A 25,518-nucleotide genomic window follows, 5' to 3' on the forward strand; every position below is an offset into this window, starting at 1 on the left:
CCCAATTCGCAAACAAAGTGGTCAACCGTTGCACTTATGTCTCACGTGCGACACGCTCAGAATTCGAATTCAGGAACTTTGCCGAAGCCTGGGAGAGGCTTTACCGCCGAATTGAAAGCGCGACGTCCTGATACGATTCCCTCGTTCTTCACGTAAATCATTGATTTTCCGGAGTTTCCGCTGCCTTCAACGGCAACGAGTCGCCCCCCATCCTTCAACTGATCGAATAATGTAACAGGAACGTGGTCAACGCTACCCTCAATTATGATTACATCAAAAGGTGCTTCAGACGCGTAGCCCTTTTCCAGCGGCCCGGTTAAGACCACGACATTATCATAGCCCAGGGACGACAGGATTGAAGTAGCCTGACCGGCGAGATTTGCATCAGCCTCCACGGCGATAACCGAGCTGGAGATTCGCGAGAGAATGGCTGCCGAATATCCTGTCGCGCAACCGATATCGAGAACAACATCTTCAGGCTGGATATTGGCAAGCTGAACGAGCTTGGCAAAAGGCGAAGCTTGCATGATGTAGCGCGCTCCTGCCTCGGCCGTCGGCGTTGAGACCATGACATCGTCATCAATATAAGCGAGCGGTGCACGAACACTTGGTACGAATTTCTCGCGCGGGACATCCAGAAACGCCTGCAACAGAGGCTTGTCCGTCACATCAGTTGTACGCAACTGGTTATCGACCATCTTGGTCCGCAGATCTTCGAAATTCAGCACCATATTCCAAGCTTTCCTAACAGCACGAGCAGTGCGATCGCGTTATGCATCCAACAAAGGCGCAATGCGCAAAAGCATTATGAGACTCCGTATAACCTTTTCCGGAAGGCGATTCCAGTATGAGGTTATGCAGAACACTTCGACCATGCAAAACATGTTTATGCCAGTTGGGCACGGATCCGGTGAACTCGAAAGCATATTGGAACCAGAACGCCAACCCACAAGGGGTGTGTCAAAAAATGAAGGGCACGTCAATTGAGCGCGGCGGTGCAAAATATTTCTACTGACTTTCCAGTACCGGTTACTTTCGGTTTGTGATAAAACCTTCTTAACCCTATGAATCTTCCTGTATTGTATCCAATGTCGGCACCTGTCATTCTACACACAGCAAAAATGGAGTCGTTCAAGTGAACGATGGGAACTTTAGGCGAATGATTGAAACCAAGGGATTTGGTGATTTTCCTGTCAGCCAGGACGAGCTCACGGGACTCGCCGACCGCGCTGCACTGGAAGAACATCTCGATAGTCTGTTCGGCTCCTACGCTGATAGCGACTTTGACGACCGGCTGCAATTTGCGATTCTCTGCATTGATCTGGACGGCTTCAAGCAATTCAACGAAAAATACGGGCGCGCCGAAGGTGATCTTGTCTTAAAGCTTGTCGCTGACCGACTTCAAACATGCATGCGCAAGAATGATGTCGTCTACCGCATTGATGGTGACGAATTTGCCGTCGTGTTGCTTCAGGTCACTGCCAATGAAGTTGCAAGCGTGGCAGACCGTATCATCGGCAGCGTTTCTCAGCCCTATGATCTTGCCAATGCGGATTCGGCAGCTATCACGGTTACCATTGGAGCAGCTCTTGCGCCACGTGATGGCGATACGCCGGAAAGCTTGCTTTGGTGCGGAGATGCAGCCCTTTATATTGCCAAGAAGGCAGGCAAAGGCATCTATCGTCGTTATTCCGAGCGTCGTTCCAGCTAAAAGAACTCATCAAGCAGCCGGTAATAAGTTACGCGGGTAGAATCCGCCTCAACACCATATAGCTTGAAAAATGGTTCGACCCATTCAGCGCCCAGATTATCCTCAATGCTCCTGCTGGCCAGAGCAATATCCTGATACCGATCTGCGATCCCAAGGCGTGCGCAATCAACAAAACCGGTAAATTGCGAGCCGTCGCTCAATATATTCGGCAGGCACGCGTCGCCGTGCGTTACCACCAAATCCTCATTGCTTGGACGTGTTGCTACAAGTCTCTCGAAAAGTTCAGCAGCAGTGGGTCCAACCTCATCGAAATCAGTTTCGTCCACCTGATTGCCAATCACTCGGGAAAGGGCAATTGGAATTCGATCTTCAAGACTATGGTTAAACGGACAGCCCGTTATATCAAGCTGGTGTAAAGCTTTAAGCGACCGGACAACAATTCTGATGACAGCTTCGGCGGGAATCTCCGGATTTGATGCAAGATCGCGCCCCGGCACCGCGCTCATCAGCAACCAGAGGCGATCGCCCTGTTCTGCCTGATCCAGAACGCGCGGTGCTGCAATAGCTTGCCCTGCCAACCATTGCAGCCGCTTTATCTCATCGAATAGTTCGGTGAACTCTCCAATCCGCTCGCTTTTTACGAATAAGGTCGGAAGCTCTGCCGCTTCGAGACGAAATACCAGCGCTCCGGATTCTCCGATGGTTTGCGTTATCCAATTGTACTTCGCTAGCCGCTCCTCCCATACGGATGGCATAGCGTAATCTTGATCAGTCATCTGGTGAGGCCTCGAATTGGGAGCAATTTCTGGCTAGGAGAGGCGCGACGCCAAAACCTTGTCGACGCGGCGATGATCAAGATCGACAACCTCGAAACGCCAATCATCAAACTCCATGGATTCGCCCGTCATTGGAATTCGCTGCAAACGGTCAATGACAAAACCGGCCACCGTTTCATATGGCCTTGTCGCGGGCAGGTCTATTCCCAAGAGATCCGCCATCTCATCAACCGGCATCCAGCCTGCAAGAAGCCAGGAACCATCCTCCCGCCTCACCGCTTCCGGCTCTGATTGATCTTCATCCGAGGCGAACGCGCCTGCGATGGCATCAAGAATATCGGCGGGCGTCAGCAGGCCTTCAAAATGGCCGTACTCATCATGGACGAGTGCCATGGGAACGTCAGAGTCACGCAAGACTTTGAGCGCAGCCAGCGCATCAAGCGTATCCGGGATGATGGGTGCGTGCCTGACATGCTCGCGGATCACGACCATTGACGAGGCAAGCATGGGTTCGATCATGTCTCTGAGCATGATGACGCCAATGACATTGTCGCGGTCGCCTTCAAAAGCTGGAAGACAGGAATGATTTGCGGATATCAATTTGCGCTTCAGCGCTATGGCATCTTCATCGATATCAACCATTTCAACTTCCGTGCGCGGGGTCATGACGGCCCGCACGCTTCGATCACCCAGCCGGATAACGCCGGAAATCATGGACCTCTCGGCCTCTTCGATCACGCCGGTATTTCCCGCCTCTGCTACAATTGTCAGGATCTCCTCATCGGTAATCGAGCTTTCCGATGCGGTGGAAATACCGAGCAGCCGGAACACACCCCTTGTCGATGCGTCCAGCGCCCAGACGGCAGGTGCCGCCACCCGTGACAGGATATTCATGGGCCGCGCGATGAAACAGGCGATGCGTTCGGGGTTTTTCAGCGCCAAATGTTTTGGCACAAGTTCCCCGATGATGACTGACAGATAGGTAATGATGCCAATAACCAAGGCATAGCCGCCTATATCGGCAATATCCGGGCGAACGCCGATGCCAACCAGAAAACCGCTCATGCGCGCGCCTAGCGTGGCGCCCGAAAACGCACCAGCAACAATGCCAACAAGCGTAATGCCGATCTGCACGGTAGACAGGAACTTTCCGGGGTTTTCTGAAAGGGCAATCGCCGCACGGGCTCCGGCAATACCACGGTCTGCCAACATCTCAAGACGGGCCTTCCTGGCCGAAACGACCGCCAGTTCCGAAAGCGCAAATACGCCATTGAGGATAATAAGAAACCCGACGACAGCCAATTCAAACATGAAGCAAGAAAATCCCAAATAAACCAATCTCTTATAGATTGGCCATGAAGTGTTTTATGTGAAGAAATCAGCCGATTGGAAAGCTGTTTTCCAAATTGTACCAACGATATCATATTGCACCGGCATGCAACATGAATTCGTAAATTACCTGCAATATGCCGGCTACCAAGAGTATTATTTTCACGATAGAACCCGGCATATTGATCCAAAGAGCCAAATTAAATCAATACTATAGCTTGGTTCCAGTATGGCCAAATCCGCTTACCGTCATCAATCACGGTCATCGGCACCCCTACGCCTTCATGCCTCACCGATCAGTCATTTCACTGATCCCGGGGGCTTTTGCCAACCCCCAGCAATATTTGTACCGGCAGATTTCAATTGACCCGGCATGATGAATGGAATGTACTCAAGGTTGTATGGTTGCAAATATTCAACCACTTGAGGGAGCGAAGCATGTCAATGATGCGAAATCTTTTATATGCGGGTGTACTGGCTTCGGCATCGTTTGCCGTTGCGCCTGCCTATGCCCTGACGGCGAAGGAATGCAGCGTGAAATATCAGGCTGCCAAAGACGCAGGAACGCTGGGCGGCCTGAAGTGGAACGACTTCCGCAAGGCGGAGTGCGCTTCGGACGATTCGCCTGCCGCTAGTACAAAGACAACAACCGCGAAAAAAGCAAAAACGACCGCTGCAGCCAGTAATGACGACGACAGCGGATTGACCATGAAGGAATGCAGCGCCAAGTACCAGGCAGCAAAGAGCGCGGGTACACTTGGCGATGTCAAATGGAACGATTTCCGCAAAACGCAATGCAGCGCGGACGCTGCTGCTGCGCCGGTTACAAAGACGAAGACAGCGAAGTCGCAAGCCAATGACGACGATGATTCCGGTGGCGGACTGACGATGAAAGAATGCAGCGCCAAGTACCAGGCGGCAAAGAGCGCCGGCACACTTGGCGATGTCAAATGGAATGATTTCCGCAAATCGCAATGTAGCGCAGGTGCTGCTGCAGCGCCGGTCACAAAAACCAAGACGGCAAAGTCACAAGCCAACGACAATGATGATTCAGGTAGCGGCCTGACGATGAAGGAATGCAGCGTGAAATATCAGGCTGCCAAAGACGCTGGAACGCTGGGCGGCCTGAAGTGGAACGACTTCCGCAAGGCACAATGCGCCGCCGGAGCAACCGCAGCCAATGATGATGACGATGATTCTGCGCCATCCGTGGACAATGCCACCTATACAGATGATCCGCCCGCCCCAACGACAAGGGCTCCGCGCGGCGTGGCTTTTCCGAGCGCCGTTTCCACGAAATATTCTACGGAAAGCCCAGGCAAGGCACGTATGCATACCTGTCTGGACCAATATTACGCCAACAAGCAGAGAAATTCTCTTGGCAGCCTGAAATGGATACAGAAAGGCGGAGGATATTACAGCCTCTGCAATTCACGGCTAAAAAGCTGATTCGCGTCAAGGAGAACAGGCCGCACACCGCGGCCTGTTCTCCAGCACATTTACGTCACACCACAAATCATGGACTGGTGTAGATCCGGAGACGAATCTGCGGAAGCCAATAAAAACAACTGGCGCGCTGCAACACCCTTGATGAAATTGCCCACACAAACTCAGCCGATTAATCGCCGCTTGCGTATAGAATGGTGGGACCGGAGGGACACCGGAAAGCATTTCAGCTCAATAGGTTACAGCAGGGTGGGACAATTCCCTGCCCTTTGAAATCATTATAGAATTTGCATCGACTGTCCCACTTCACTCGCCATATTTAATTGGGCAAATGATTTACTGCTTGATCAACTTGCGGCCGCGCGTGCGAGAGCCGCATCCTGCTCTGGCGTCCCACCAGAAACTCCGATAGCACCGATTAATACACCGTCGCCATTAAACAGCGGGAGGCCGCCGCCCATTAGCAGCAAGCCGCCCGCGTGGATGTGATCAAAATGCGGGACCGGCTCACCAACTTGTGGCGGAGCGTTCAGTGCCTCGCTTGGTGCCTGGAACATCACGGAGGCGCGAGCCTTGGCGATGGCCAACTCGTTTGAAGCCAGCCATGCACCATCCATCCGGGAGAAAGTGACAAGGTGTGCGCCAGTGTCAAGGATCGCGAAGACGGCATTAAGACCGGCTTCTTTTGCAGCGCCGTGGCCCTGAACTACAATTTGGTGCGCATGATCAAGTGTCAGATCAGGCATTTTGCGTCCACTCTGTTTCTTGCCACCCCTTCGCAGCTTCAATGGTCGCGTGCGGGCGCATGGTGCGATATAGGTGTTCCTCAGCAGGGATGATCTCAACCATGGCATCAATCATCTCCTTCGGGTCAGCTTGACCAACCAAGCTGTCACCAAAATCCGGCATCGGTACCACTGCGGAATCCGCATTGTACCATTGCACATAACTCTCAGCGCCGGTGTCATTGAAACCCGTGCCAAAGACACCAGGATTGACAGTGGCCACTTTGACGCCGTAGGGCGCAAGTTCCGCCTTCATCGAGCCAGCGATGGCCTCGATTGCATGTTTCGTAGCGCAGTAGACACCGAGGAATGGCACCACAAGAATACCGCCCATTGATGAGGTCCATACAATTTTTCCGGATTTTCGGGCTACCATCTTCGGGACGATGGCTTGGACTAATTGCAGATGTCCAAACACGTTGATGTCGAATGACTCTCGTACGCGTTGCATTGGAATATCGACTATAGAACCACCCTCCATGACACCGGCGTTGAGAACCAATACGTCAGGGTCGAACGAGCCCGCGTGGGCGATGTCGATTTCGTCGAGCAGGTTCAACTTGATTACATCAAGTTTGACGCCCGCCTCGGCAGCGTCGGCGCGCAGGCTGCGAACCTGCGGCCAAGTTTCGGCGGTAGCCACTACCGCGTGCCCGAGACGCGCAAGTTCTATCGCTGCGCCGCAGCCAAAACCAGAACTGGCGCCTGTAATCAGTATTTTTTTGAACATGTGTTTTCCTTGCGATTGTTATTCCGGGGAGTGTATGGAACATACTGAATCAAAACAATCTCATGAATGCTTGATGCTTATATGAAGAATTCTCATCAATTAAAGGGCGGCGATTTATTCGCCTATACCGTTTTCCTGGCAATTGCGACGCACCGCAGTTTTCGTGGAGCTGCAACTGAGCTCAATATTACCGCATCAGCAGTCAGTCATTCGCTCAAGACATTTGAGCAGCGCTTGGGTGTCCGTCTCTTCAATCGTACGACACGTAGCGTCTCTCTAACTGAGGCGGGAGAACGGCTCGCAGCCAAACTCCGTCCGGCAGTGTCTGCAATTGAAGAAGCTATACAAGAAGTGGACGATCTGCGCGAAACTCCAAGTGGGACGCTGAGAATCAATGCCAGCGAAGGTGCGATACGTTTGATCCTCCGACCGATCCTTGCACGGTTTCTGCGAACCTATCCCCAAATTCACCTCGACATCGTGAGTGATGGTCGGCTCAGCAATATTGTCGCGGACGGGTTCGATGCTGGCATCCGACTTGCCGAGGCCGTGCCGCAGGACATGATAGCCATCCCTTTGACTGGCAACATCCACTTTGCGGCAGTCGCGTCTCCTGAATACCTCACTGTTCGTGGTCGGCCGACAACACCTCAGGACCTCCATAACCATGACTGCATCCGTTTTCGCTTTGAAAGTGGCGCGATCTACAACTGGGAATTTGAACGGCACGGTAATATCGAAACGATAAATGTCACCGGGCCGTTAACCTTGTCTGACCAGCCATTGATGGTGGATGCGGCGATCGATGGAATTGGCATTGCCTTTGTCCCCGACCACCTTGCCACGGATGCCCTGCGCGATGGTCGCCTCGAGCGTGTCTTGGAAGATTGGTGTCCCCCATTTCCGGGGCTGTGTCTTTACTACCCTGGCCATCGCCACATACCCCTCGCTCTACGCTTGTTAATCACTACGATCAAAGATAGACAATCTCTGGGGCGACGATCTTAGACAACACCGCGAGCTCGGGTACTGACGGGTCGTTTGCTCCGCATCGTGCGCTGCGTCTTGTAAAACCTACAATGGGGCATTGTTTGAAAGAGCGCAGCATCATGCACGCCGAAGGGCCTTCTATCTCGCCGTTGTGGATAAGTCACCAAAGCGCAACTGCGAGCATTGCAGTGCTGAATTCCAGTCACGAGATGCCCACGCGAAATATTGTTCGTTTCAATGCTTCCAGATTGTTCAAAAATCCAAGCTGCTGAAGAAAAATTGCGTGCTATGCGGCAAAGAATTTATGACCGGAGTATCTACGGCCAAATTCTGCGGGGCATCATGCACCACATGCTTCGATGCAACATGCGATTACACGACCACCAAGTCAGCGAAAGCGCTATCTACTTGATTTTACGTGATAATTTTCTGGAGGCCTCGCCCGGAATCGAACCGGGGTGCAAGGATTTGCAGTCCTCTGCGTAACCACTCCGCCACGAGGCCTCAACTGCAAATAGCTAATGAAATTAACTACTTATGAAAGTGACGCATTTTCATTCTGAACTCGGTCACTCGCGGCGTTCTGAATAGTCGTTTTTGTTTTGTGCTGCAACAGCTAAAATCACTCATTCACAGACAGGCCGCATTCTGCTTAACAAATGGAAATTGTCACACAGCACAACTTCGGCACAGAGTGCCCGTAAGCAGCATCAATTTTTGTCTTTGTCTGTGCCAAACCGGCTGGCTTTCCAGCGGCGCAGAATTTTGACTTCGAGCTGGCGGCGTTTGCGCCTGACGATGGCCGAATCCTGCGAGAGCACAACGAGGCCTAAAGGAACCATCCAAAATCCAAGCACGGGCAAAAAGCCCAATATGCCCCCCGCAACCAACCCTCCGCCAAGCGTGCGACGCATTGCCACCGATTGCGGCACGGGTATGTGCCGTCCGAGAATGCGGATATGCCGTCGCCTGTGAGGCTTTTCGGCGTGATCGCCAAGGTTATCGGTCTGTTTAGGTCCGTCGGACACTCAAAATCCTTCTGCTTCATTGGACGGGATAGCTCTGATGTAGGAAGTGTTTTTGCTGATGCCAGCGTTTTGTTGTGCACATTAAGTGAAAAAAAGTGAAATGGTCCTTTGCAAAAGCGAAACCCTTTTGCTATAGGCCACCTCGCTGATGACTGAAAAGCTATTCCCCGGTAGCTCAGTGGTAGAGCAACCGGCTGTTAACCGGTTGGTCGCTGGTTCGAATCCGGCCCGGGGAGCCAGTCACTTCAAAGGCTTAGCGAGAAATCGCTAAGCCTTTTGCTTTTCTGGCGCTCTGCCGCAGGAAAACCACCTCATAATCACGCGGACATAGAGAAAAACCAATATAAGCTTGTGTCATCTTAAGCTCCGCTCTGAGAGAGGTCGATGCAATTCGGATCACGCAAAGAAACGCAATTCACGCCGCATGAGTGGGACATTATGGACCGCGCTCATGAAACAGCCTCCACTATTCTTGGCCGGGATCGCCGGCTTCATCCCGATGCAAGCAGGCTCGCCAGAATCGTCATGACGCTTTTTGCGCAAGGATTACGCGATCCGGAGGAAATTGCTTCCCTCGCCGCTGATCGTGAACATGGCAATGAGTTGACGACCGGGGCTATGGTCCCGGGACGCAAGGCTCCTATCGACGATTCGGATTTTGAGTAAGACACCTGATTGTGTCGTGGCGTCAGCGGCCCGTGCGGCAAATGACGACGCCAAAAAATGCTGACTGCGTTTACTTGATTCAACAATGCTGCGCCTCCAATCGAACATTCGACCTAACGTGCTTCCGTCAGGCAGCTTCGCGTGCTTTACTAACCTCATCACCTAAGCGACATCAGGGAGGAAAATGAATGTCACTATCTGCGATCACCCGGCGTGCTAGTCTCGCCCTCGGCCTTTCACTGCTGGCAGCAACAGCTCTTGGAGGCTCCGCCCAGGCACAGGCCTTCCCCGATCGCCCCGTAACATTGGTGATTCCTTTCGCAGCCGGCGGGTCGACCGACGTGGTCGGACGCGTGATCGCCAATAAAATGTCCGACATACTTGGGCAGCAGATCGTGGTTCAGAATGTCGGCGGCGCTGGCGGCAGCCTCGGTACAGGCAATGTGGTTCGCGCTGATCCGGATGGCTATACGATCCTTATGGGAACGGTTGCAACGCACGCGCTCAATCCGCTCATCCTGAAAACCAAGCCATATGATGCTGAAAAGGACTTCACGCCGATTTCGCTGCTGGTCATCGTGCCGAATGTCCTGGTCGTCAATCCGGAGCTGCCTGTAAAGAATGTCAAAGAACTGGTCGACCTCTTGAAGGCCAATCCGGATAAGTACAGCTATGCCTCTTCGGGCAACGGAACGCCGCTGCATCTTTCCGGAGAGTTGTTCAAGAAAATGGCCGGTGTCTCCCTGCAGCACATTCCGTATAAAGGTGCTGGCCCCGCTCTGAACGACGTGGTTGGCAATCAGGTGCCGATCATGTTTGACAACCTTCCTTCTTCTTCTTCCCATATGAAGGGCGGCACATTACGGGCGCTCGGCGTGACAACGACTAAGCGAGCAGCTTCCTTCCCCGATGTACCAACCATTGCCGAGACAATCCCCGGCTATGAAACCTATAGCTGGAATGCTCTGTTTGCTCCGGCCGGAACACCACCGGAAGTGGTCGCAACCTTAAACAAGGCAGCTGTAGAGGCCATGAAGGACCCTGTCGTGGTCGGTAAAATGAAGGAATTCAGCGCCGATATCGTTGGCTCCACTCCAGAAGAACTGGCCGCCCACGTCAAGGCTGAGATCACCAAATGGACGCCGGTCGTTAAAGACGCCAACGTCCAGATGGATTAATGAAAAGGGGATAACGGGCGCAAGCGCCTGTTATCCCCTCACCGCTATAGTCAAGAACGCATCAGCAAGGTTTCGCAAGATTAGAATCGTTCATCGCATGGAATATTTTAGAATTACTTTTAAACTATATGTATAGCGATCAAATCTGTTTAATAAGACATTCGAATGTCGCTTTTTTTAAACGGCCCGATTATGGTCAAAAAAATTGGTTAGCTTATATTTCCTTCGCATACGGGACTGTTTAATGAGACATCAGTGTATTGTAACTGCCGTTCTTATCGGTTTATTTTGCCTTTTAGGCGCTGTGGCCCTCCTTTCCAAAGACGATGTTTCCCCGGTTCAATCTCAAACCGACAGTCTTTCTGCCCCGATACCTCCGTCGAAATAACGCTTAGCTGGTGCGCGTGCCCAACTTTGCGTGGCTGTCGCTCAGATGCAGTTTGTGGTTCTGCATGGGTGCGATACACGGCGCATTGTTCAAACTTGTCAGACACTGTTTTACTCCGCCAGGGAATCACGCTCTTAGTTCTCCTACGAATGCAGAACGATTTTTCCTGTTTTCCGAGCTGGGGCGGAACAAATTTGCCTTATCGCGAATTCGGTACAAAACGAGACTCTTATGACCACTCAACAAATCCTGTCCTTTACGGTCATCGCTCTCATGATGGCTGCCTTCATATCGGGACGCTTCCGCTATGACGTCGTGGCAATGTGTTCGCTGCTTGTGGCTGTGCTTGTCGGTGTCGTGCCTTATAAAGATGCGTTTCGCGGCTTCAGCGACGAGATTGTGATTATTGTTGGCAGCGCATTGGTGGTCAGCGCGGGGGTAGCACGGTCCGGACTCATGGAAGCAGCGGTTCAGCGCTTTGTGCCAAGCCTATCATCGGTCCGGGCGCAGCTTGCCATTCTCGTGATTGTCGTCACCATTCTGGCGGCTTTTGTTAAAAATATCGGCGCTCTGGCAATCATGATTCCTATCGCCTTCCAGTTTGCCCGCCGCTCCAACGTATCGCCTTCGGTATTTCTGATGCCTATGTCATTTGGTGCACTGCTTGGCGGCTTGATGACCCAGATCGGCACATCGCCAAATATTGTGGTCTCGCGCATCCGCGCCGAAATGGTTGGCGAAAGCTTTACCATGTTTGATTTTACGCCCGTCGGAGCAACGCTTGCTGCGGTCGGTATAGTCTATCTGGTTTTGTTTTATTGGTTAGTACCAACGCGAACCCGCGAAGATGTTTCAGCCGAAGAGGCAATTGAAATATTGAATTATGTGTCGGAAGCAACCGTTTCCAAGGAATCGACCGTCATAGGCAAGAGCATGACGGATGTTGTAAAGCCAGCCGAAGGTGGGGCGATCGTCACCTCCATTATTCGCGGCGAGCGGCGCGTTACCCCCCTGCCCGATACAAAGCTTGCCCAGGAAGACGTACTCATCTTGCAGGGAGATCCGAAAGCCCTCCACGCTATCGTCACGAGTGGAAAGCTCCAGCTATCGCGCGACCGATCCCATTCGGAGTCGGGCGGTTTGGCCGAAATCGATTCCATCGAAGCCGTCGTGGGAGACACGTCGCCATTGATTGGTGTTTCGGCGCGGGAACTGGCCTTGTTTGATCGCTATGATGTCAATCTTCTTGCCATCAGCAGGCAGGGTGAAAGGATCAAGGATCGCTTGGGCGAAGTCAGATTTCAACTAGGCGATGTCATTGTGCTTCAAGGCCGCGATAGCGTGCTTCCCAATCTGCTGCGTGAATTTGGCTGCCTTCCCCTGGCAAAGCGAACCATATTGCTGGGAAGCGTCCGCCGCGGGCTAGTGCCGCTGCTCATTCTGCTGGCAGCTATTGGCGTTACGGCTTTTAGCCTCCTGCCCGTATCTATAGCCTTCTTTGCGGCTGCGGTTGCCATGGTCTTGTTCAAGGCCATACCGCTGCGCGATTTATATACGGCAATTGACGGTCCGATCCTCGTTATGCTCGCAGCGCTTATTCCCGTCAGCGACGCTTTGAGAACGACCGGCGGAACAGATTTGATCGGACATTTCCTCACGCAGATCGCTCATCAATTACCGCCCTTCGCGGCATTGGCGCTGATCCTTATTGCCGCAATGGCCGTGACGCCATTTCTCAATAATGCGGCGACAGTGCTGGTCATGGCTCCCATTGCGACAAGCTTTGCAACCGGCCTTGGCTTCCGGCCAGAGGCTTTTTTAATGGCGGTGGCAATTGGCGCCGGGTGCGATTTTCTCACCCCTATCGGGCATCAGTGCAATACGCTGGTCATGGGCCCAGGCGGTTATAAGTTCAACGATTACCCCAAGCTTGGCTTGCCCCTGTCGCTGATCATCGTGCTGACCGCCGTTCCTGCTCTGATGCTGTTTTGGCCGCTTAAATAGCCTGAGATTACGATATCAATTCCCTTTGAAATCTGTCACAAGCCATCTGCCCGCAAGGGCAAGGCGCGACTGCTATCAAATTGAGGATAGGGTCGGGCGGGCTGATTGACGTCTCTCCTGCCGCCGCGAAGTAACGTGGCCGTCTTTATTATTTCCGCTGTGCCACAGCCTTTGCATTACAAAATATTAATTCGTCGATCATCTCCCGTTCATTTTGGCAACGCTACGGTCTGTACACGGAGCGGACAATCCGCTCGCGCTACAGGAGAGAAAAAAATGAAACGAATTATCGCTCTCGCTTTGTCCGGAACCTTTTTGACGGTCTTTGCTCTTGGCGGCGCGTTTGCCCAGACGCAAACACCCGAACAGCCTCCCGTGGCCAAAGAAGCGACTAAAACTCCGGGCTATGAACATAAGAGAAACGCCCGGCTCGATGCAAACGACGACGGCGCCTTGGATCAGGCAGAATTTACCAATATTGATCGCCTGAAGGAAGCAGACACCGATAAGGACGGCACCCTTTCCAAACAGGAAATTGAAGCCATGGCGATGAAACGTCTGGTTGAGCGGCAAGCTCAGCGCATGACCAAGCGCCTTGATGTAAATGGCGACGGCGTGGTTACGATTGCCGAAGTCGAAAAGCAGAAGGCCAAACGCTTCGCCCTCATGGATCGCAACGAAGACGGGAAAATTGACAAAAGCGAAATGCGCCATGGCCACAAGAAGCACCATGGCCAAAGACATCATGACAAGAACATGCCTTCGAAAGGTTGATAAGCTCAGCACAAACGCAACGGTCGCTCATTGAGCGACCGTTTTGCTTTTTTTTCATACGTGCTGAGGCGGCTCGCGTACTTCGTCCGGATTGGGCAAAGGCAACTCATCCGGCAATTGCTCCGGCGGTGGCGGTTCTTCTATCGGAATTTCGCCGGGCAGCGGATTCGGTAGCGGCGGTGTTTCGTCCGGACGCGGACCAGGCACCGGATCAACGGGCCGGTTCGTATCCGGACCCGGATCGGGAATTTGCGGTGGATCACCCAAAGCGATTCTCCTTGCGAAAAATACAGTCGGTTTCTGGCTTACCTATCGTCCGAAGCCTCTTCTTCGAACATGACCGCAACATCGGAATTTGCGGAAAGACGTACCTTGTCGCCTTCGACCTCCGCTACGAGTGCTGTTGAAATATAGTGATGATGGCCTTTATGGGAGCCCTCACCGCTGTCTTTCTTTGTCAGTTTAATGCGGCCACCCTCTACGTGGTCCACCGTTCCAACGTGAATCCCATCGGCACCGATGACTTCCATGTGTTCTTTGATACTTGTTGTCATGATTTACTCCTGGCGTGATAGATCACTAACGCGCGACGCGCAGTTTGGATGCATTGTCACGGCAAAGTCTTTCACCATAAAAATTTAGCGATTAAGCTCGAATGACAACGGCAGGAAACGCGCGCGACATGGCAAATGAGATTTTAACTCCCGCCGAAATGGCCCACGCCGATCAATCGACGATCAAGGCCGGTATTCATGACGGCTATCACCTGATGCTCAATACCGGCAACGCTATTGCACGCCATCTCCTGCGCCATCATGGCGATGCCAGCGCGTTTCATATTCTTTGCGGGCCGGGCAACAATGGCGGTGACGGCTATGTCGTGGCCAGCATTCTCGGCGCGAGCGGTGCCTCGGTAAACCTTTGGACGCATGGCGAGCCAAAGAACGGAACCGATGCCGCGCAAGCTGCGAAGCATTGTCCGATCAAAGTGCAGGACATTGCCGATTTCAAATCCGCACCTTCTGGCGTGATTGTCGATGCCCTCTTCGGCGCGGGCCTCAATCGCGCGGTGAGCGGCTCGGCCGCCACTGCCATCAGCACTGCAAACGGCTCCACCTGCCATCGCGTTGCCATCGACATACCCTCAGGGTTGGACGGGTTGACCGGTCAGGTTCTTGGTACGGCTTTTCAGGCAGACACGACGATCACGTTCTTCCGCAAGAAACCCGCCCATCTGCTTTATCCCGGACGCACTCTGTGTGGAGAAGTTATTGTCGCTGATATCGGTATCGCCGATAATGTTTTGACCGCCATCAGGCCTCAATGTTTTGAAAACACGCCCGCCTTATGGAAAGCGCGGCTGCCGGTTCTGGAAGAAAACACCCATAAATATGCCCGTGGTCATGTCGCCGTGTTTTCCGGCGGTGCCACGTCGACAGGCGCCGCGCGGTTGTCGGCCTTGGCAGCGGCACGCAGTGGAGCTGGTGCCGTCACATTGCTCACACCAGAAGAAGCGCTTGCGGCCAATGCCGCGCACCTCACATCGATTATGCTGCATAAATGCGAGAACCGGCGCGATCTCGCAACTTTCACGGAAACCCGCAAAGTTGCGGCGTTTGTACTCGGGCCAGCTTTCGGTGTAGGGCGGAAAGCCCGGGAATTTGCACTGGCTCTTCTCAGCGAAACCAAGGCCGGTGTCGTCTTCGATGCAGACGTGATCACATCGTTCAAGGATGAGCGCGAAACACTGTTTAATGCTGCAGCTGGACCCGGTGCCATCAGACTGGTGCTGACACCGCACGAAGGCGAGTTCAAGCGCCTCTTTCCAGAGCTAACGGAAACCAGCATGCCGTCCAAGGTCGAGCGTGCCCGTGCTGCGGCAAAGCTCGCTTGTGCAATCGTCATCTATAAGGGAGCCGACACAATTATTGCATCGCCTGACGGTCGCGCTGCAATCAACGCAAATGGCACGCCGCTTTTGGCGACGGCAGGCTCAGGCGATGTGCTTGCTGGCCTGACTGCGGGCTTGATGGCGCAAGGCATGCCAGCCTTTGAGGCAGCCTGTGCCGCAGTCTTCATTCATGGTGCGGCCGCCCATCATCTCGGCTTTGGCCTTATCGCCGAGGATCTCCCGGCTGCCGCGGGGAAAATTATCGGCAAGTTGCTCGCAAACCCGACCACTTTCTGATTTCCATTAACCCTGTCTTTACCTTGATCGTCCACCTTGGTCTCAAGCGCGATTTGTACTGCGTACGCGCTCAAGTTTCTTGGAGAATGTCATTATTCTGTCGCAATGAGAGGGTAATGGTTATGTATAGCGAATAGCTTATTTCCATTTTTGACCACGGATGTACTGGCACTGATGTTGAGATAAGTTTAGGAAGGTCGGGTAGCTCCCGGCCTTTTGCTTTTTCAAGGCTCCCACTGCTCAATAGGTTACAGTAATAACCACCGTATCTGTATAAGTCCCCGGTGATGGCGTGTTCTGTGGTGGAACCGTTGCATAAACGGGGATGTTTTGTGCCAAGCCATTTCCCGTACCGGCGACCGTATTGGTAGGAATAGTCTCACCCCATGGCAAAAGTCGGTTTACATCGCGATAAAGCCCGTAAGTTACATATTCTGTCCCCACGCCCTTCCTCATGCGCCGCGCGGTCGGAGCAGTGCCATTCAAACCATTTCCTAGAGAGACTGAGTAAGGCGTTGTTGCTGAACAGGTTACGTTTACTGCGCCGGTTGCATCAACGTTCGAGCTCAAAATGCCCCGTGAGCCAAAATTGACATTAGTGGCAGAGACCAGGCAATCCTTGGCAACATTCAGGCTGGCGGTAAAGCTTGTCGCTGCAGTTGTTCCTGCACCACTTCCGCATCCGTTGCCATCATCAAACCGATATCGGAATGGCGTTTGCGCCCCGGAAAACACAGAGCTGTAAGCGCCGGGTGGTGTTGTCGTCTGATTGGGCAATATTCGTCCATAGATCGTCGTCGTAGTGGTGCCAGTGCCCAAGATCGGAAAAATACCGACCAGGATGGCAGGCGGTCTGGTGGCGAATGCCCAATTATACGAACCCCAAACAACTTGTCGCGCGGAGTCCTGATAGAGCTGGAACTGCAATGCAGTTGGCCCTGTCATTGTGCGGGCACCGGAAGCAACCGTGCCACCCGTTCCGGCATTAATATTTGGGCAGACCAAAACTTCCCGAAACAAACCCAGCACGGCCGTACAGGTTGATGTGAGGGTTGCAGTGGCATCGATCGCACCGCCTTGCAAAGGCGATCCGGAAAATGTCATGGCCGTGGTGGTGAATGTACAGGACTGCGCTAGTGCGGAAGCCGGAGCCAGTCCCAAGCCGAAGACAAATAGCATTCTCAAAACGAAAATCTTCATTGGCACACCACATTCTTTATTTTGACCTGTGTCCCGCGCGCAGCTTGATAGGCAAATCTGGCAGTGCAGGTGCTGCCGTCGGCAAGTTCGACGGAAACGCTGTTTTTCGCTTCCAGACCTGAAATATAGGCCTCGCCATCATAGCCGACGACGAATTCCTCTCCCGCATCGCCGACCCGCCCGCTCAATCCGGCATCCAGCGGCTTGCCAGCTGCGTCCATCAGGCTGACAAGCGCTGAGGCCGTGGTCTGCGCCACGTTGAAGTTCACCACAACGCCGCTGCGATCGGCGGGAACCACAATATCGCGCGTAGAGCCTATACTGGCATCGACGGGCAAATTCGCAGGATCAATAGCAAGCGTGTTGGGCTCATAAGCCCGAAGGTCAGGCACCAATATTCTGCCCCGTCCATTGGTACGGCCGACCGGGCGATTCTCATAGCTGACATCGACGCCGGGCGCGCCCGCATCGACCACCGCAAAAGCATCATCAATGCGGTTGGTGGCAAATACGCCGCCACCGGCAACTGCAATCGCGCCTTCGATCTGAGCCGTGGCGCGCACATTGTCATCATATTGCTGTACGCTGCCTTCAACGCGAGCATGCCTGCCACGATAGCTGGCAGAGGCATAGCGATCTGGTGTTTCGCCCTCTCTCGTGCGCAAACGCCAGCCATAACCGCCTTCCACGCGCTGCTCCGACTTGGCAATCTCGGCAAATCCTGATGGGCCATCATTAGTTTGTTCGTAGCCGGTCGAAACGGAGATATTATTGTCAAACGGAATGGTCAGCCCGGCGAAAATACCGAAACTGCCGCTATCCTCCACATCGGTGAAAGCAGTGGCAAAAAACGAGCTGCTCTTGAAGAGCTGCTGGTTGTAGGAGGCACTGACAATGGTACTCTTATCTCGGGATTCCAGCGTTTGCTGTGTATAGGAAAAGTTCATACTGCTGCCTTCAAACGGTCCAGGCATTGAAAGCGTGGCTTGCACCAGTGATTTCGGCACCCGTGTGCTGATAGCAGGCAGTCCGGAAACCCCGTAAATATAATTGAGCTGGTCGCTCGCCGTCACCGAAGCAATATCGTCGTAGTTTCCGAATGTGTGCTGGACGCGGCCATAGATCGTGTACCTGTTCTTATAGGTCATCTCGATTGAGCCGTTGAGCAACAATCCCGTATCGCCGTCATGGTGGCTGCCGGCAGCTGCCAATGAGGTGACACCATATGCACCCAGCGGAAACGCAACGCCTAGTCCGCCATTCACCAGATCGGCGCCCCCTTCAAGATGGCCTTCCAACGTCAGCCAGTTGGTCAAGCCGTAACGCGTGGTAAGAGCGCCCATGACATCATCATCGTAATCGTTCGATTCCGTGCCAAAGTTACGCCGTGCCACGCCCACATCGGCTGAAAAATCCCATAGTCCTTTGCGGAGCAGCGAGCTCGACGAATAGAATGGTACGGTTGTACGTGTCTCTCGCCCCAAGGTGTCCCGCAACACAATCTGCGCCTCGCCCTGTCCGGAAAAGACCGGGAAATTGGTGACCTCAAAAGGACCGGAAGCCACGTCGCCACTATAGGTTCGAACGTTCTGCGTATAGACTTCCAATGTGGAAGGCACCGCGGCGGTTCCTGAAAGTACCGGCACCGGCAGCGTTACCAAATCTGAGCGCAGGGTAAAATTACGCTGAATCTGCATGCCGCCAAGGAAAACGGGGCGTGTCCATGGCAATCCGCCGGAAATAAAGTCACCCGCACGGTAAGTAATGAGCCGTTCAGGATCAGAAAAGCTCCACGTGGTGTTTAAACGCCGAACTCCTTCCAGTTCTCCTTGCGATAAGTTTGCGGTGAATGACTGGCTGAGCGTCCCATAGGGACTGAAGAACCGAGCATCAAACCCGCCTGACACGCCTTGAAACGGTTTTACATTGCTCGACATCAAATCATCTGTGCTGGCAAACAGAGAATAATTCAGAACAGCGCCATAGCCCGATTGAGGTTTGGGGGTGTCCTTTTCAGGCCGTGGATTGGCATCGATAATTTTGGCGGATCGCGCTCCATTGTCAGTATAGATATAGAGGCGCTGTGTTTCGACCTCGACACGAAATTCGACATTGGCGAGACGATTGATTCGAATTGATCCATCCTGATCCCGCGCATTGTCCATCGGCTTCAGACCAACCTCCCGTAATTCCTCGGGTTGTGCTGACAAATCACCATCGGGCAATTGTCTGAAGCTACCGATCAACCCCGTCGGTTCATCATTGATGTAGACTTCAAGATGTAGATCCTGCGCTTCCCCGCTCGGGGACACAGACAAGTCAACAGGATCAACTTCTGGTTGTTGAGACTGTCCAATTGATACCATGCACAGACTTATGCAAAGGATGCCGCCGAGTTTAGCGGCCGCTGATCGCAACATCTGCATTGACAGGTCCGGCGTCGCTGAGAGCCTTAAGCGCTACCCGACCGGATGAGATTGATTTGCTTGCGCCAATGGGCCATTGCATGCTGGCGCCGCCAAGGACATATCCAACGAGCCCCCCGCGCGTGCCAAGGACACGTCCGCCTTGTGACAATTGCACTTCGGCCAATCGAAGTCGCGTATCACCCGTATTTCGGGCGGTCAGCATCAGCGATCCTTTTGTTTTTGCAACACCCCATGCGACCTTCGGCGGAGACGCGTCCTGGCCTCTGAAGAATACCGGGATCGAATATCGCACCACCAAAGTCACCGTGCCCCCTTGCTTGCGCGATGGGTCGGGCAGTTCATCAACAACAACCCTGTAGCTTTCCTCTGCGGCAACAGGCTGTTTCGAAACGCGGACAACACGAACAGCATAGTCCTTGCCGCCGGTGAGTTTTGTTGAAGGCGGACTGACCACAACATCATTCGTCGGCTCAAGCCGCTCCACGCCATTGGCCTGTGTCCAGCGGAAAATACGTATCTGCACATTGATAGGCCGTTTGGCCTCATTGGTGAGCGTCAATACACCCGCGCTGCCCGGCGCAACCAAATCAATGTTTGTCGGGGAAACACGCAGTGAAGCGGCATGGAGTGGGCCAGAAAAAAGCACACAGAGGCTCATGACGCCAATGCTGTAAAGCATGGATCGCACTTTGTTCTCCTTTGTGAAAAGGTCAGTAGGTAACTTCGATCGCGACTGTATCGGTGTATGTTCCGATGGCCGGTGTCGTTTGAGCCGTCACACGGCCATAGACCGTTATGGCTTGGCTCGCACCATTTCCCGTACCTGAAACCAGATCTGCCGGCACCGCATTGCCCCAGAGCGTGGTATAGGCCGCATCCTTATAAAGCGAGTAATTAACGGTTGCTCCGGCTGGGCCCGTCATTTTGCGTGATGCCAATGTAGCACCTGAACCCGCGCCAAGGCCGAGCCCGACTGTATAAGGTGTGCCATTGGTGCATTGAACCGTGAGGACGCTGCTCGAATCAACATTTGCTACGAGAAGACCGTGAGAGCCGAAGTCCAGCGTGCTGGCTGAGACGACACGGCATTCCGCCGTTATCTGAATCTGCACTCCAAGATTGCCGTTCGCCACAGCGGCAACCGCTGGAGCGCTGAACCCAAGCGCAGCAAAAATCGATGCCGCAACGACTTGGTTTACTCGATTCCCAGAACTCATTCATCCTCCTCATGATCGTATTAAAAAATACAACCTGCAGTTTTCACGAACTGATCCCCCGGACCATATTCCATTACAATAATTCTTATACCTTTAATTTTACTTAGCGGAAAGCCAGAATTGATAATATTGGTTATTGATGTTGTTTATCAGGCATTTATTTGCAAATGATATTTTCATAATTTACAGACTGGAGCAAAAAACTTCCGTAAATTTTTAAATACTTACTGCACATATAAAAACCAAATTGCCGTAAATGCTTAACAGAATCATGGCATGTACAGATGTTACTTATCACACGCATATGTATACAATTGACGCTTCCTGTCTAAACTTCATGTATTTTGTCGTTTTTTGTCTATTTTCAAAGGCCAGATGGTCTACGCTGGAAGCCAATCCTTTTGCCTGGTGCAGCTTGCCCGACACCCATAGTTCTTGTCCTAGGCTGAGAGTTGCCGATCAGAGAAATGCAATCATCCCACGCAAGCTACGATGAGAAAAATCTCTTGAACTATTGTCCTTTGGGGGAAATATTAAGTCAGCGAACGGAAAGTCTGGACCGATGACCAATATTAAAAAGACCCTTTCCACCGATAGTCTAGCCCAATTGAAGTTGCTGACACCGGAAAATGTCGGCGCGGCTTTGAAGGGATTCCCGTTAAAAGTACAGGCTGCACTGCGGGCTGCGGTCCATTTGCCCCGTGGTACATTGACCATAACAACGCCCGACAAGCAGATATTCAAGGTAGGCGGCAAACAGACAGGTCCTGATGCTTCGTTGGTTCTGCACAATTGGAACCTGCCCCGCCGCGCTCTATCCAGCGGAACAATTGGGGTTGCCGAATCCTATATGGACGGCGATTGGGACAGTCCTGATGTCACCACTTTTCTTGAACTTTTTGTTGTCAATGAACAGGTTGGCGAAGACATTGCCGGCGGTTCAAGCTGGTTCGTCAATACGGTGCAGCGCTTACGTCACTGGCTAAACGAAAATACCCGAAGCCGTTCGCGCAAGAATATCTCTGCCCATTACGATCTCGGCAACGCCTTTTACCGTGAGTGGCTGGATCCCACCATGACCTATTCATCCGCCTTGTTTGCTGAAGGCGCAAACGATCTGGAGAGCGCCCAAACGGCAAAGTACAGCGCCCTCGCCCGCAATATTGGAATCACTGCTGATTCGCGCGTTTTGGAGATCGGTTGCGGCTGGGGTGGTTTTGCCGAATTTGCCGCCCGCGAAATTGGAGCCAAGATCACCGGTCTGACAATCAGCCGCGAGCAATTCGATTATGCAAGCCAACGCATTCAACGAGCCGGTCTTTCCGAAAAGGTTGATATCCGATTTCAGGATTATCGCGATGAGACCGGCAAGTATGATCACATTGCCTCTATAGAAATGTTTGAGGCGGTCGGCGAAAAATACTGGCCCGTATTCTTTTCAAAGGTCAAGGATTGCTTGAATCCCGGTGGCAGCGCTGGACTTCAGATCATTACCATCAATGACAAATCCTTTGAGCGCTACCGTAAGCGTCCGGATTTCATCCAGCGTTATGTTTTTCCGGGCGGTATGCTGCCAACGCCCACAAAGCTGAAAAGTCTCGGCAAGGACTTTGGCCTCGACATGTACCGCGAAAATATCTTCCCGCAGGATTACGCCCGAACTTTAGCTGAGTGGCGGGAGCGTTTCTGGGGATCATGGGATCGGCTGCGCCATCTCGGCTTTGACGGTCGTTTCAAAAAGCTTTGGGAATTTTACCTGTTCTATTGCGAGGCAGGCTTCCGCTCCGAATATATCGATGTACGCCAGGTCTTCTATAAATCGTGACCGACGAAAATCTCGAGCGTGCGTTTGAGCGTATCTGGAAACTGGCTGATGCCCTGCATTTACCGGAGCTCATAAAAAGCACAACTCACGGCACGCCCTCGTTGAAGGTCAAAACCTCATTCATGGGGCGCTTGAAGGATGAATCGAGCTTTGCAATTTATTGTCCGCTGGAGGAAAAGCCTCTCCTTATGGAAAGTGCACCCAGCATCTATTTCGAGACCGACCATTATAAGGGATGGCCATATATACTAATTCACCTTGATGCCATTTCCGACGAAGAACTCAGCCATCGGATAAAACTGGCTTGGCACACAAAGGCTCCTGCCAAACTCAAAAAGTCGATTACGTCAATTTAAGCCCTCTTGGACCACCACGGTCAGGACCAATGGAATCTTGAGGGAGTTTTGACGAATAATCATCTCCAACACAGAAATTTCCGCGACTTTTGCCGAAAAACCTCCGATTTTTGCCGAAGATTTTCAACCATGGAGAGAAAAATGGTTGTATTGACGCGAGTTACGGGTTCGATGAGATTTCTATCAAGCCCGTCTCCACTCCCAATCCGGTTCGGTCCGCGACTTCACGAAGAGCAAAAGATGAGTTTATTTTGGTGACATGCGGCATGGCTGAGAGCCAAAATTTATGAATACGCTCATAATCTTCAAGGTCTTTCGCAGCAATACGAAGCAGATAATCGTATTCACCTGACATGAGATAGCAAACCAGAACATTCGGACATCGCCGCACTGCAGTCTCGAATTCGCGAAGTTGATTATCCGCCTGTCCAGAAAGCGAAATATTGACGATTACCGTGACGGGATGACCGAGCAATTTGTTGGATAAACGTGCATGATATCCACGAATAACGCCGGACTTTTCCAGTATGTCCAAGCGCCGCGAACAGGCAGATTGCGACAGGCCAATTTTTTCCGCCAACGTCGCATTCGACATGCGTCCGTCTTTCTGCAAATTATCAAGTATAGCGATATCAATCCTGTCCAGCGACATTGTTCGAATAATCCATTACTTATAGCAATTACTACGCAAGAATACGCGAATAACCACCAACCGTCGAGGCCATTTGGCAAGGACATGCGATGGGAGATGTGGTGTTATATTGCTCCCCAATAAGCAAAGCAGAACAATGAGGAGGCATTATGCGCGTTGGTTGCCCTAAGGAAATTAAAAACCATGAATATCGCGTCGGCCTGACTCCGGGTGCCGTACGCGAATATGTTGCCCATGGCCATCAGGTCATAATCCAGTCCGGAGCTGGTACAGGAATTGGCGCAGATGATGGAGCCTATCAGGCCGCCGGTGCCAAAGTAGTAAAGACTGCAGAAGAAGTATTTCAGCAGTCTGACATGATCGTAAAGGTTAAAGAGCCACAGCCATCCGAATGGAGTCAGCTTCGTGAAGGTCATCTTCTTTATACTTATCTTCACCTTGCTCCCGACCCCGAGCAAACCAAAGGTCTTCTTAGTTCCGGTGTGACGGCTATTGCTTATGAAACTGTGACAGACGAGCGTGGTGGTTTGCCGCTGCTTGCACCTATGTCAGAAGTTGCTGGCCGCCTTGCCATTCAGGCTGGCGCTACTGCTTTGCAGAAAGCAAATGGCGGTCGCGGTATACTTCTCGGCGGTGTTCCCGGCGTTCTGCCCGGCAAAGTTACCATCATTGGCGGAGGTGTTGTCGGCATCAATGCGGCGCAAATGGCTGCTGGACTTGGTGCAGACGTTACAATTCTGGATCGCTCGATTCCCCGCCTGCGTCAGCTCGACGATCTGTTCCGCGGGCGTATCCATACACGCTACTCCACCATCGAAGCCCTTGATGAAGAAGTGTTTTCTGCTGATATCGTCGTTGGCGCCGTTCTCATTCCGGGCGCTGCTGCGCCCAAACTGGTAACCCGCGAAATGCTTTCCGGCATGAAAAAAGGTGCTGTTATCGTTGACGTTGCCATTGATCAGGGCGGCTGCTTTGAAACCTCCCATGCCACTACACATTCCGAGCCAACTTACGAAGTGGATGGCGTCATCCATTATTGCGTCGCCAACATGCCGGGTGCAGTTCCCGTGACTTCTGCCCACGCGCTCAACAATGCGACCCTGCAATATGGACTGCAATTGGCTGATCGTGGCGTCAAGGCTTTGATCGACAACCCGCACCTGCGCAATGGTTTGAACGTGCATAAGGGCCGCATTACAAACAGTGCTGTTGCCGAGGCGCTCGGTCTTGAAATGTTCGAAGCAAAAGCCGTTCTAGCAGCTTGATTTTATTGATTATAATGAAAATCCCGGGTCAGTGACCCGGGATTTTTTCATGCCATTTCTATCCGGCACTGGAAGCAGTTATTTTTCGCCGAGCGCATATGAACATAGGCGACATCGTCCCTTTTCAATAATTCCGCAGCCCGGTCAGCGATCCCGCCAGTTTTGACTACCCCGCCGGTGCCGTAAACAATCCGGTCCTGACAAGAATAGCCGCGAAGGATGAAGTCACTGCTTTTATTGAACATTTCAGGCAGCTGATCTGTCTGCGCATATCGCTCGCATTCATCTGCATGCAGAAATATCGGCCCAGTTTCCGCATAGGGTTGCGGGGAAGGAAACGGCCGATGCGTAAGGATGAGATATTTGTCGCCGGCCCTCACATTATGCAAACAATGCCTGCAAGGCACTCCGTCCCCATCCGATAGGTGGGTTTCAGGCTTTTGGCCATTGGCGTCGGCACCACCGGCTTGATAGTGCCGCGCCATTGTTGTCGTCATTGCAATAAATCGAATTGTGATCATGACTGTCTCCTTTGATGCCAAAGAAAACACATTAGATTAGCGTCAAACCACCCGATTCAT

Annotated in this window: 25 protein-coding genes and 2 tRNA genes; 12 read left to right on the forward strand and 15 right to left on the reverse strand. The window is 52.5% G+C overall.

Translation table 11 applies throughout. From position 1 onward, the window contains the following. Positions 1 to 56 precede the first annotated feature (56 nt). Positions 57 to 731 (reverse strand): protein-L-isoaspartate O-methyltransferase family protein, encoded by a 675-nt coding sequence (locus QFZ34_RS21730; RefSeq protein WP_115052906.1) that lies wholly within the window; start codon positions 729 to 731, stop codon positions 57 to 59. A 428-nt stretch (positions 732 to 1,159) separates the two neighbouring features. Between QFZ34_RS21730 and QFZ34_RS21735 the strand changes: the two genes are divergently transcribed. Beyond that, positions 1,160 to 1,711 carry a GGDEF domain-containing protein gene (locus QFZ34_RS21735; protein ID WP_307285463.1) on the forward strand — a complete coding sequence of 184 codons (552 nt, stop codon included), beginning with the start codon at positions 1,160 to 1,162 and terminating at the stop codon, positions 1,709 to 1,711. Here QFZ34_RS21735 and QFZ34_RS21740 read toward each other — a convergent pair. Beyond that, positions 1,708 to 2,487 carry an APH(3') family aminoglycoside O-phosphotransferase gene (locus QFZ34_RS21740; protein ID WP_307285466.1) on the reverse strand — a complete coding sequence of 260 codons (780 nt, stop codon included), beginning with the start codon at positions 2,485 to 2,487 and terminating at the stop codon, positions 1,708 to 1,710. The two genes, QFZ34_RS21735 and QFZ34_RS21740, sit on opposite strands and share 4 nt — an antisense overlap. Positions 2,488 to 2,520: 33 nt before the next feature. Then, positions 2,521 to 3,798: a hemolysin family protein gene (locus QFZ34_RS21745; protein WP_115052902.1), complete on the reverse strand. Its 1,278-nt coding sequence runs from the start codon at positions 3,796 to 3,798 to the stop codon at positions 2,521 to 2,523. Positions 3,799 to 4,254: 456 nt separating this feature from the next. Between QFZ34_RS21745 and QFZ34_RS21750 the strand changes: the two genes are divergently transcribed. Then, the gene (locus QFZ34_RS21750) at positions 4,255 to 5,265 is read left to right on the forward strand and encodes a hypothetical protein (RefSeq protein ID WP_115052901.1); all 1,011 of its coding nucleotides are present in this window, start codon (positions 4,255 to 4,257) and stop codon (positions 5,263 to 5,265) included. A gap of 344 nt (positions 5,266 to 5,609) precedes the next feature. Here QFZ34_RS21750 and QFZ34_RS21755 read toward each other — a convergent pair whose 3' ends face one another. After that, the gene (locus QFZ34_RS21755) at positions 5,610 to 6,008 is read right to left on the reverse strand and encodes a GlcG/HbpS family heme-binding protein (protein WP_307285472.1); all 399 of its coding nucleotides are present in this window, start codon (positions 6,006 to 6,008) and stop codon (positions 5,610 to 5,612) included. Continuing rightward, the gene (locus QFZ34_RS21760) at positions 6,001 to 6,777 is read right to left on the reverse strand and encodes an SDR family oxidoreductase (protein ID WP_307285475.1); all 777 of its coding nucleotides are present in this window, start codon (positions 6,775 to 6,777) and stop codon (positions 6,001 to 6,003) included. Before QFZ34_RS21760 ends, QFZ34_RS21755 begins: the two co-directional genes overlap by 8 nt. A 66-nt stretch (positions 6,778 to 6,843) precedes the next feature. On the opposite strand from QFZ34_RS21760, the gene QFZ34_RS21765 reads away from it, so the two are divergent. After that, positions 6,844 to 7,785, forward strand: coding sequence for a LysR substrate-binding domain-containing protein (locus QFZ34_RS21765; RefSeq protein WP_307285478.1), 942 nt, complete (start codon positions 6,844 to 6,846; stop codon positions 7,783 to 7,785). Positions 7,786 to 8,197: 412 nt separating this feature from the next. On the opposite strand, the gene QFZ34_RS21770 is transcribed toward QFZ34_RS21765, so the two are convergent. Together QFZ34_RS21770 and QFZ34_RS21775 are read right to left on the reverse strand one after the other, a co-directional pair. Next, positions 8,198 to 8,271, reverse strand: a tRNA-Cys gene (locus tag QFZ34_RS21770). 206 nt (positions 8,272 to 8,477) lie between these two features. Next, the gene (locus QFZ34_RS21775; protein ID WP_115052900.1) at positions 8,478 to 8,795 is read right to left on the reverse strand and encodes a hypothetical protein; all 318 of its coding nucleotides are present in this window, start codon (positions 8,793 to 8,795) and stop codon (positions 8,478 to 8,480) included. A gap of 164 nt (positions 8,796 to 8,959) precedes the next feature. Between QFZ34_RS21775 and QFZ34_RS21780 the strand changes: the two genes are divergently transcribed. From QFZ34_RS21780 to QFZ34_RS21800, 5 genes are all read left to right on the forward strand, one after another. After that, a tRNA-Asn gene (locus tag QFZ34_RS21780) sits at positions 8,960 to 9,034 on the forward strand. A gap of 145 nt (positions 9,035 to 9,179) precedes the next feature. Then, complete coding sequence (locus tag QFZ34_RS21785; RefSeq protein ID WP_307285482.1) at positions 9,180 to 9,461, forward strand: hypothetical protein; 282 nt, start codon at positions 9,180 to 9,182, stop codon at positions 9,459 to 9,461. A 188-nt stretch (positions 9,462 to 9,649) separates the two neighbouring features. Next, positions 9,650 to 10,639, forward strand: a complete 990-nt coding sequence (locus QFZ34_RS21790; RefSeq protein WP_115052841.1) for a Bug family tripartite tricarboxylate transporter substrate binding protein — start codon at positions 9,650 to 9,652, stop codon at positions 10,637 to 10,639. A 619-nt stretch (positions 10,640 to 11,258) separates the two neighbouring features. Then, positions 11,259 to 13,031: an SLC13 family permease gene (locus QFZ34_RS21795; protein ID WP_115052840.1), complete on the forward strand. Its 1,773-nt coding sequence runs from the start codon at positions 11,259 to 11,261 to the stop codon at positions 13,029 to 13,031. Between the two features lie 276 nt (positions 13,032 to 13,307). Beyond that, positions 13,308 to 13,805, forward strand: coding sequence for an EF-hand domain-containing protein (locus tag QFZ34_RS21800; protein ID WP_307285490.1), 498 nt, complete (start codon positions 13,308 to 13,310; stop codon positions 13,803 to 13,805). Positions 13,806 to 13,859: 54 nt separating this feature from the next. Here QFZ34_RS21800 and QFZ34_RS21805 read toward each other — a convergent pair whose 3' ends face one another. Further along, positions 13,860 to 14,072: a hypothetical protein gene (locus QFZ34_RS21805; RefSeq protein WP_115052838.1), complete on the reverse strand. Its 213-nt coding sequence runs from the start codon at positions 14,070 to 14,072 to the stop codon at positions 13,860 to 13,862. Positions 14,073 to 14,110: 38 nt separating this feature from the next. Continuing rightward, on the reverse strand, positions 14,111 to 14,359 hold the full coding sequence (locus QFZ34_RS21810) for a DUF2171 domain-containing protein (RefSeq protein WP_307285495.1): 249 nt from the start codon (positions 14,357 to 14,359) through the stop codon (positions 14,111 to 14,113). A gap of 128 nt (positions 14,360 to 14,487) precedes the next feature. Between QFZ34_RS21810 and QFZ34_RS21815 the strand changes: the two genes are divergently transcribed. Beyond that, entirely contained in the window at positions 14,488 to 15,993 is a 1,506-nt protein-coding gene (locus QFZ34_RS21815) for an NAD(P)H-hydrate dehydratase (protein ID WP_307285498.1), read from the forward strand. A gap of 240 nt (positions 15,994 to 16,233) precedes the next feature. On the opposite strand, the gene QFZ34_RS21820 is transcribed toward QFZ34_RS21815, so the two are convergent. From QFZ34_RS21820 to QFZ34_RS21835, 4 genes are read right to left on the reverse strand one after another with little or no spacing between them, the layout of a single operon-like run. Continuing rightward, on the reverse strand, positions 16,234 to 17,193 hold the full coding sequence (locus QFZ34_RS21820; RefSeq protein ID WP_307285501.1) for a Csu type fimbrial protein: 960 nt from the start codon (positions 17,191 to 17,193) through the stop codon (positions 16,234 to 16,236). After that, positions 17,190 to 19,619, reverse strand: a complete 2,430-nt coding sequence (locus tag QFZ34_RS21825) for a fimbria/pilus outer membrane usher protein (RefSeq protein WP_370878828.1) — start codon at positions 19,617 to 19,619, stop codon at positions 17,190 to 17,192. Before QFZ34_RS21825 ends, QFZ34_RS21820 begins: the two co-directional genes overlap by 4 nt. Then, complete coding sequence (locus QFZ34_RS21830) at positions 19,591 to 20,310, reverse strand: fimbrial biogenesis chaperone (RefSeq protein WP_115052835.1); 720 nt, start codon at positions 20,308 to 20,310, stop codon at positions 19,591 to 19,593. Before QFZ34_RS21830 ends, QFZ34_RS21825 begins: the two co-directional genes overlap by 29 nt. Before the next feature lie 22 nt (positions 20,311 to 20,332). Then, entirely contained in the window at positions 20,333 to 20,839 is a 507-nt protein-coding gene (locus tag QFZ34_RS21835; protein ID WP_115052834.1) for a Csu type fimbrial protein, read from the reverse strand. 571 nt (positions 20,840 to 21,410) lie between these two features. Here QFZ34_RS21835 and QFZ34_RS21840 point away from each other — a divergent pair. Next, on the forward strand, positions 21,411 to 22,664 hold the full coding sequence (locus QFZ34_RS21840) for an SAM-dependent methyltransferase (protein ID WP_115053282.1): 1,254 nt from the start codon (positions 21,411 to 21,413) through the stop codon (positions 22,662 to 22,664). Beyond that, on the forward strand, positions 22,661 to 23,020 hold the full coding sequence (locus QFZ34_RS21845; RefSeq protein ID WP_115052833.1) for an MmcQ/YjbR family DNA-binding protein: 360 nt from the start codon (positions 22,661 to 22,663) through the stop codon (positions 23,018 to 23,020). Before QFZ34_RS21840 ends, QFZ34_RS21845 begins: the two co-directional genes overlap by 4 nt. A gap of 160 nt (positions 23,021 to 23,180) precedes the next feature. Here the strand turns inward: QFZ34_RS21845 and QFZ34_RS21850 are convergent, their stop codons facing one another. Beyond that, positions 23,181 to 23,672, reverse strand: a complete 492-nt coding sequence (locus QFZ34_RS21850; protein WP_115052832.1) for an Lrp/AsnC family transcriptional regulator — start codon at positions 23,670 to 23,672, stop codon at positions 23,181 to 23,183. Between the two features lie 149 nt (positions 23,673 to 23,821). On the opposite strand from QFZ34_RS21850, the gene ald reads away from it, so the two are divergent. After that, entirely contained in the window at positions 23,822 to 24,937 is a 1,116-nt protein-coding gene (gene ald / locus QFZ34_RS21855; protein WP_307285508.1) for an alanine dehydrogenase, read from the forward strand. A 47-nt stretch (positions 24,938 to 24,984) separates the two neighbouring features. Here the strand turns inward: ald and QFZ34_RS21860 are convergent, their stop codons facing one another. After that, positions 24,985 to 25,455: a DUF1203 domain-containing protein gene (locus QFZ34_RS21860; protein ID WP_307286576.1), complete on the reverse strand. Its 471-nt coding sequence runs from the start codon at positions 25,453 to 25,455 to the stop codon at positions 24,985 to 24,987. Between the last annotated feature and the right edge of the window lie 63 nt (positions 25,456 to 25,518).

Origin of the sequence: Phyllobacterium ifriqiyense (assembly GCF_030817885.1) — a bacterium.
GTDB lineage: Bacteria > Pseudomonadota > Alphaproteobacteria > Rhizobiales > Rhizobiaceae > Phyllobacterium > Phyllobacterium ifriqiyense.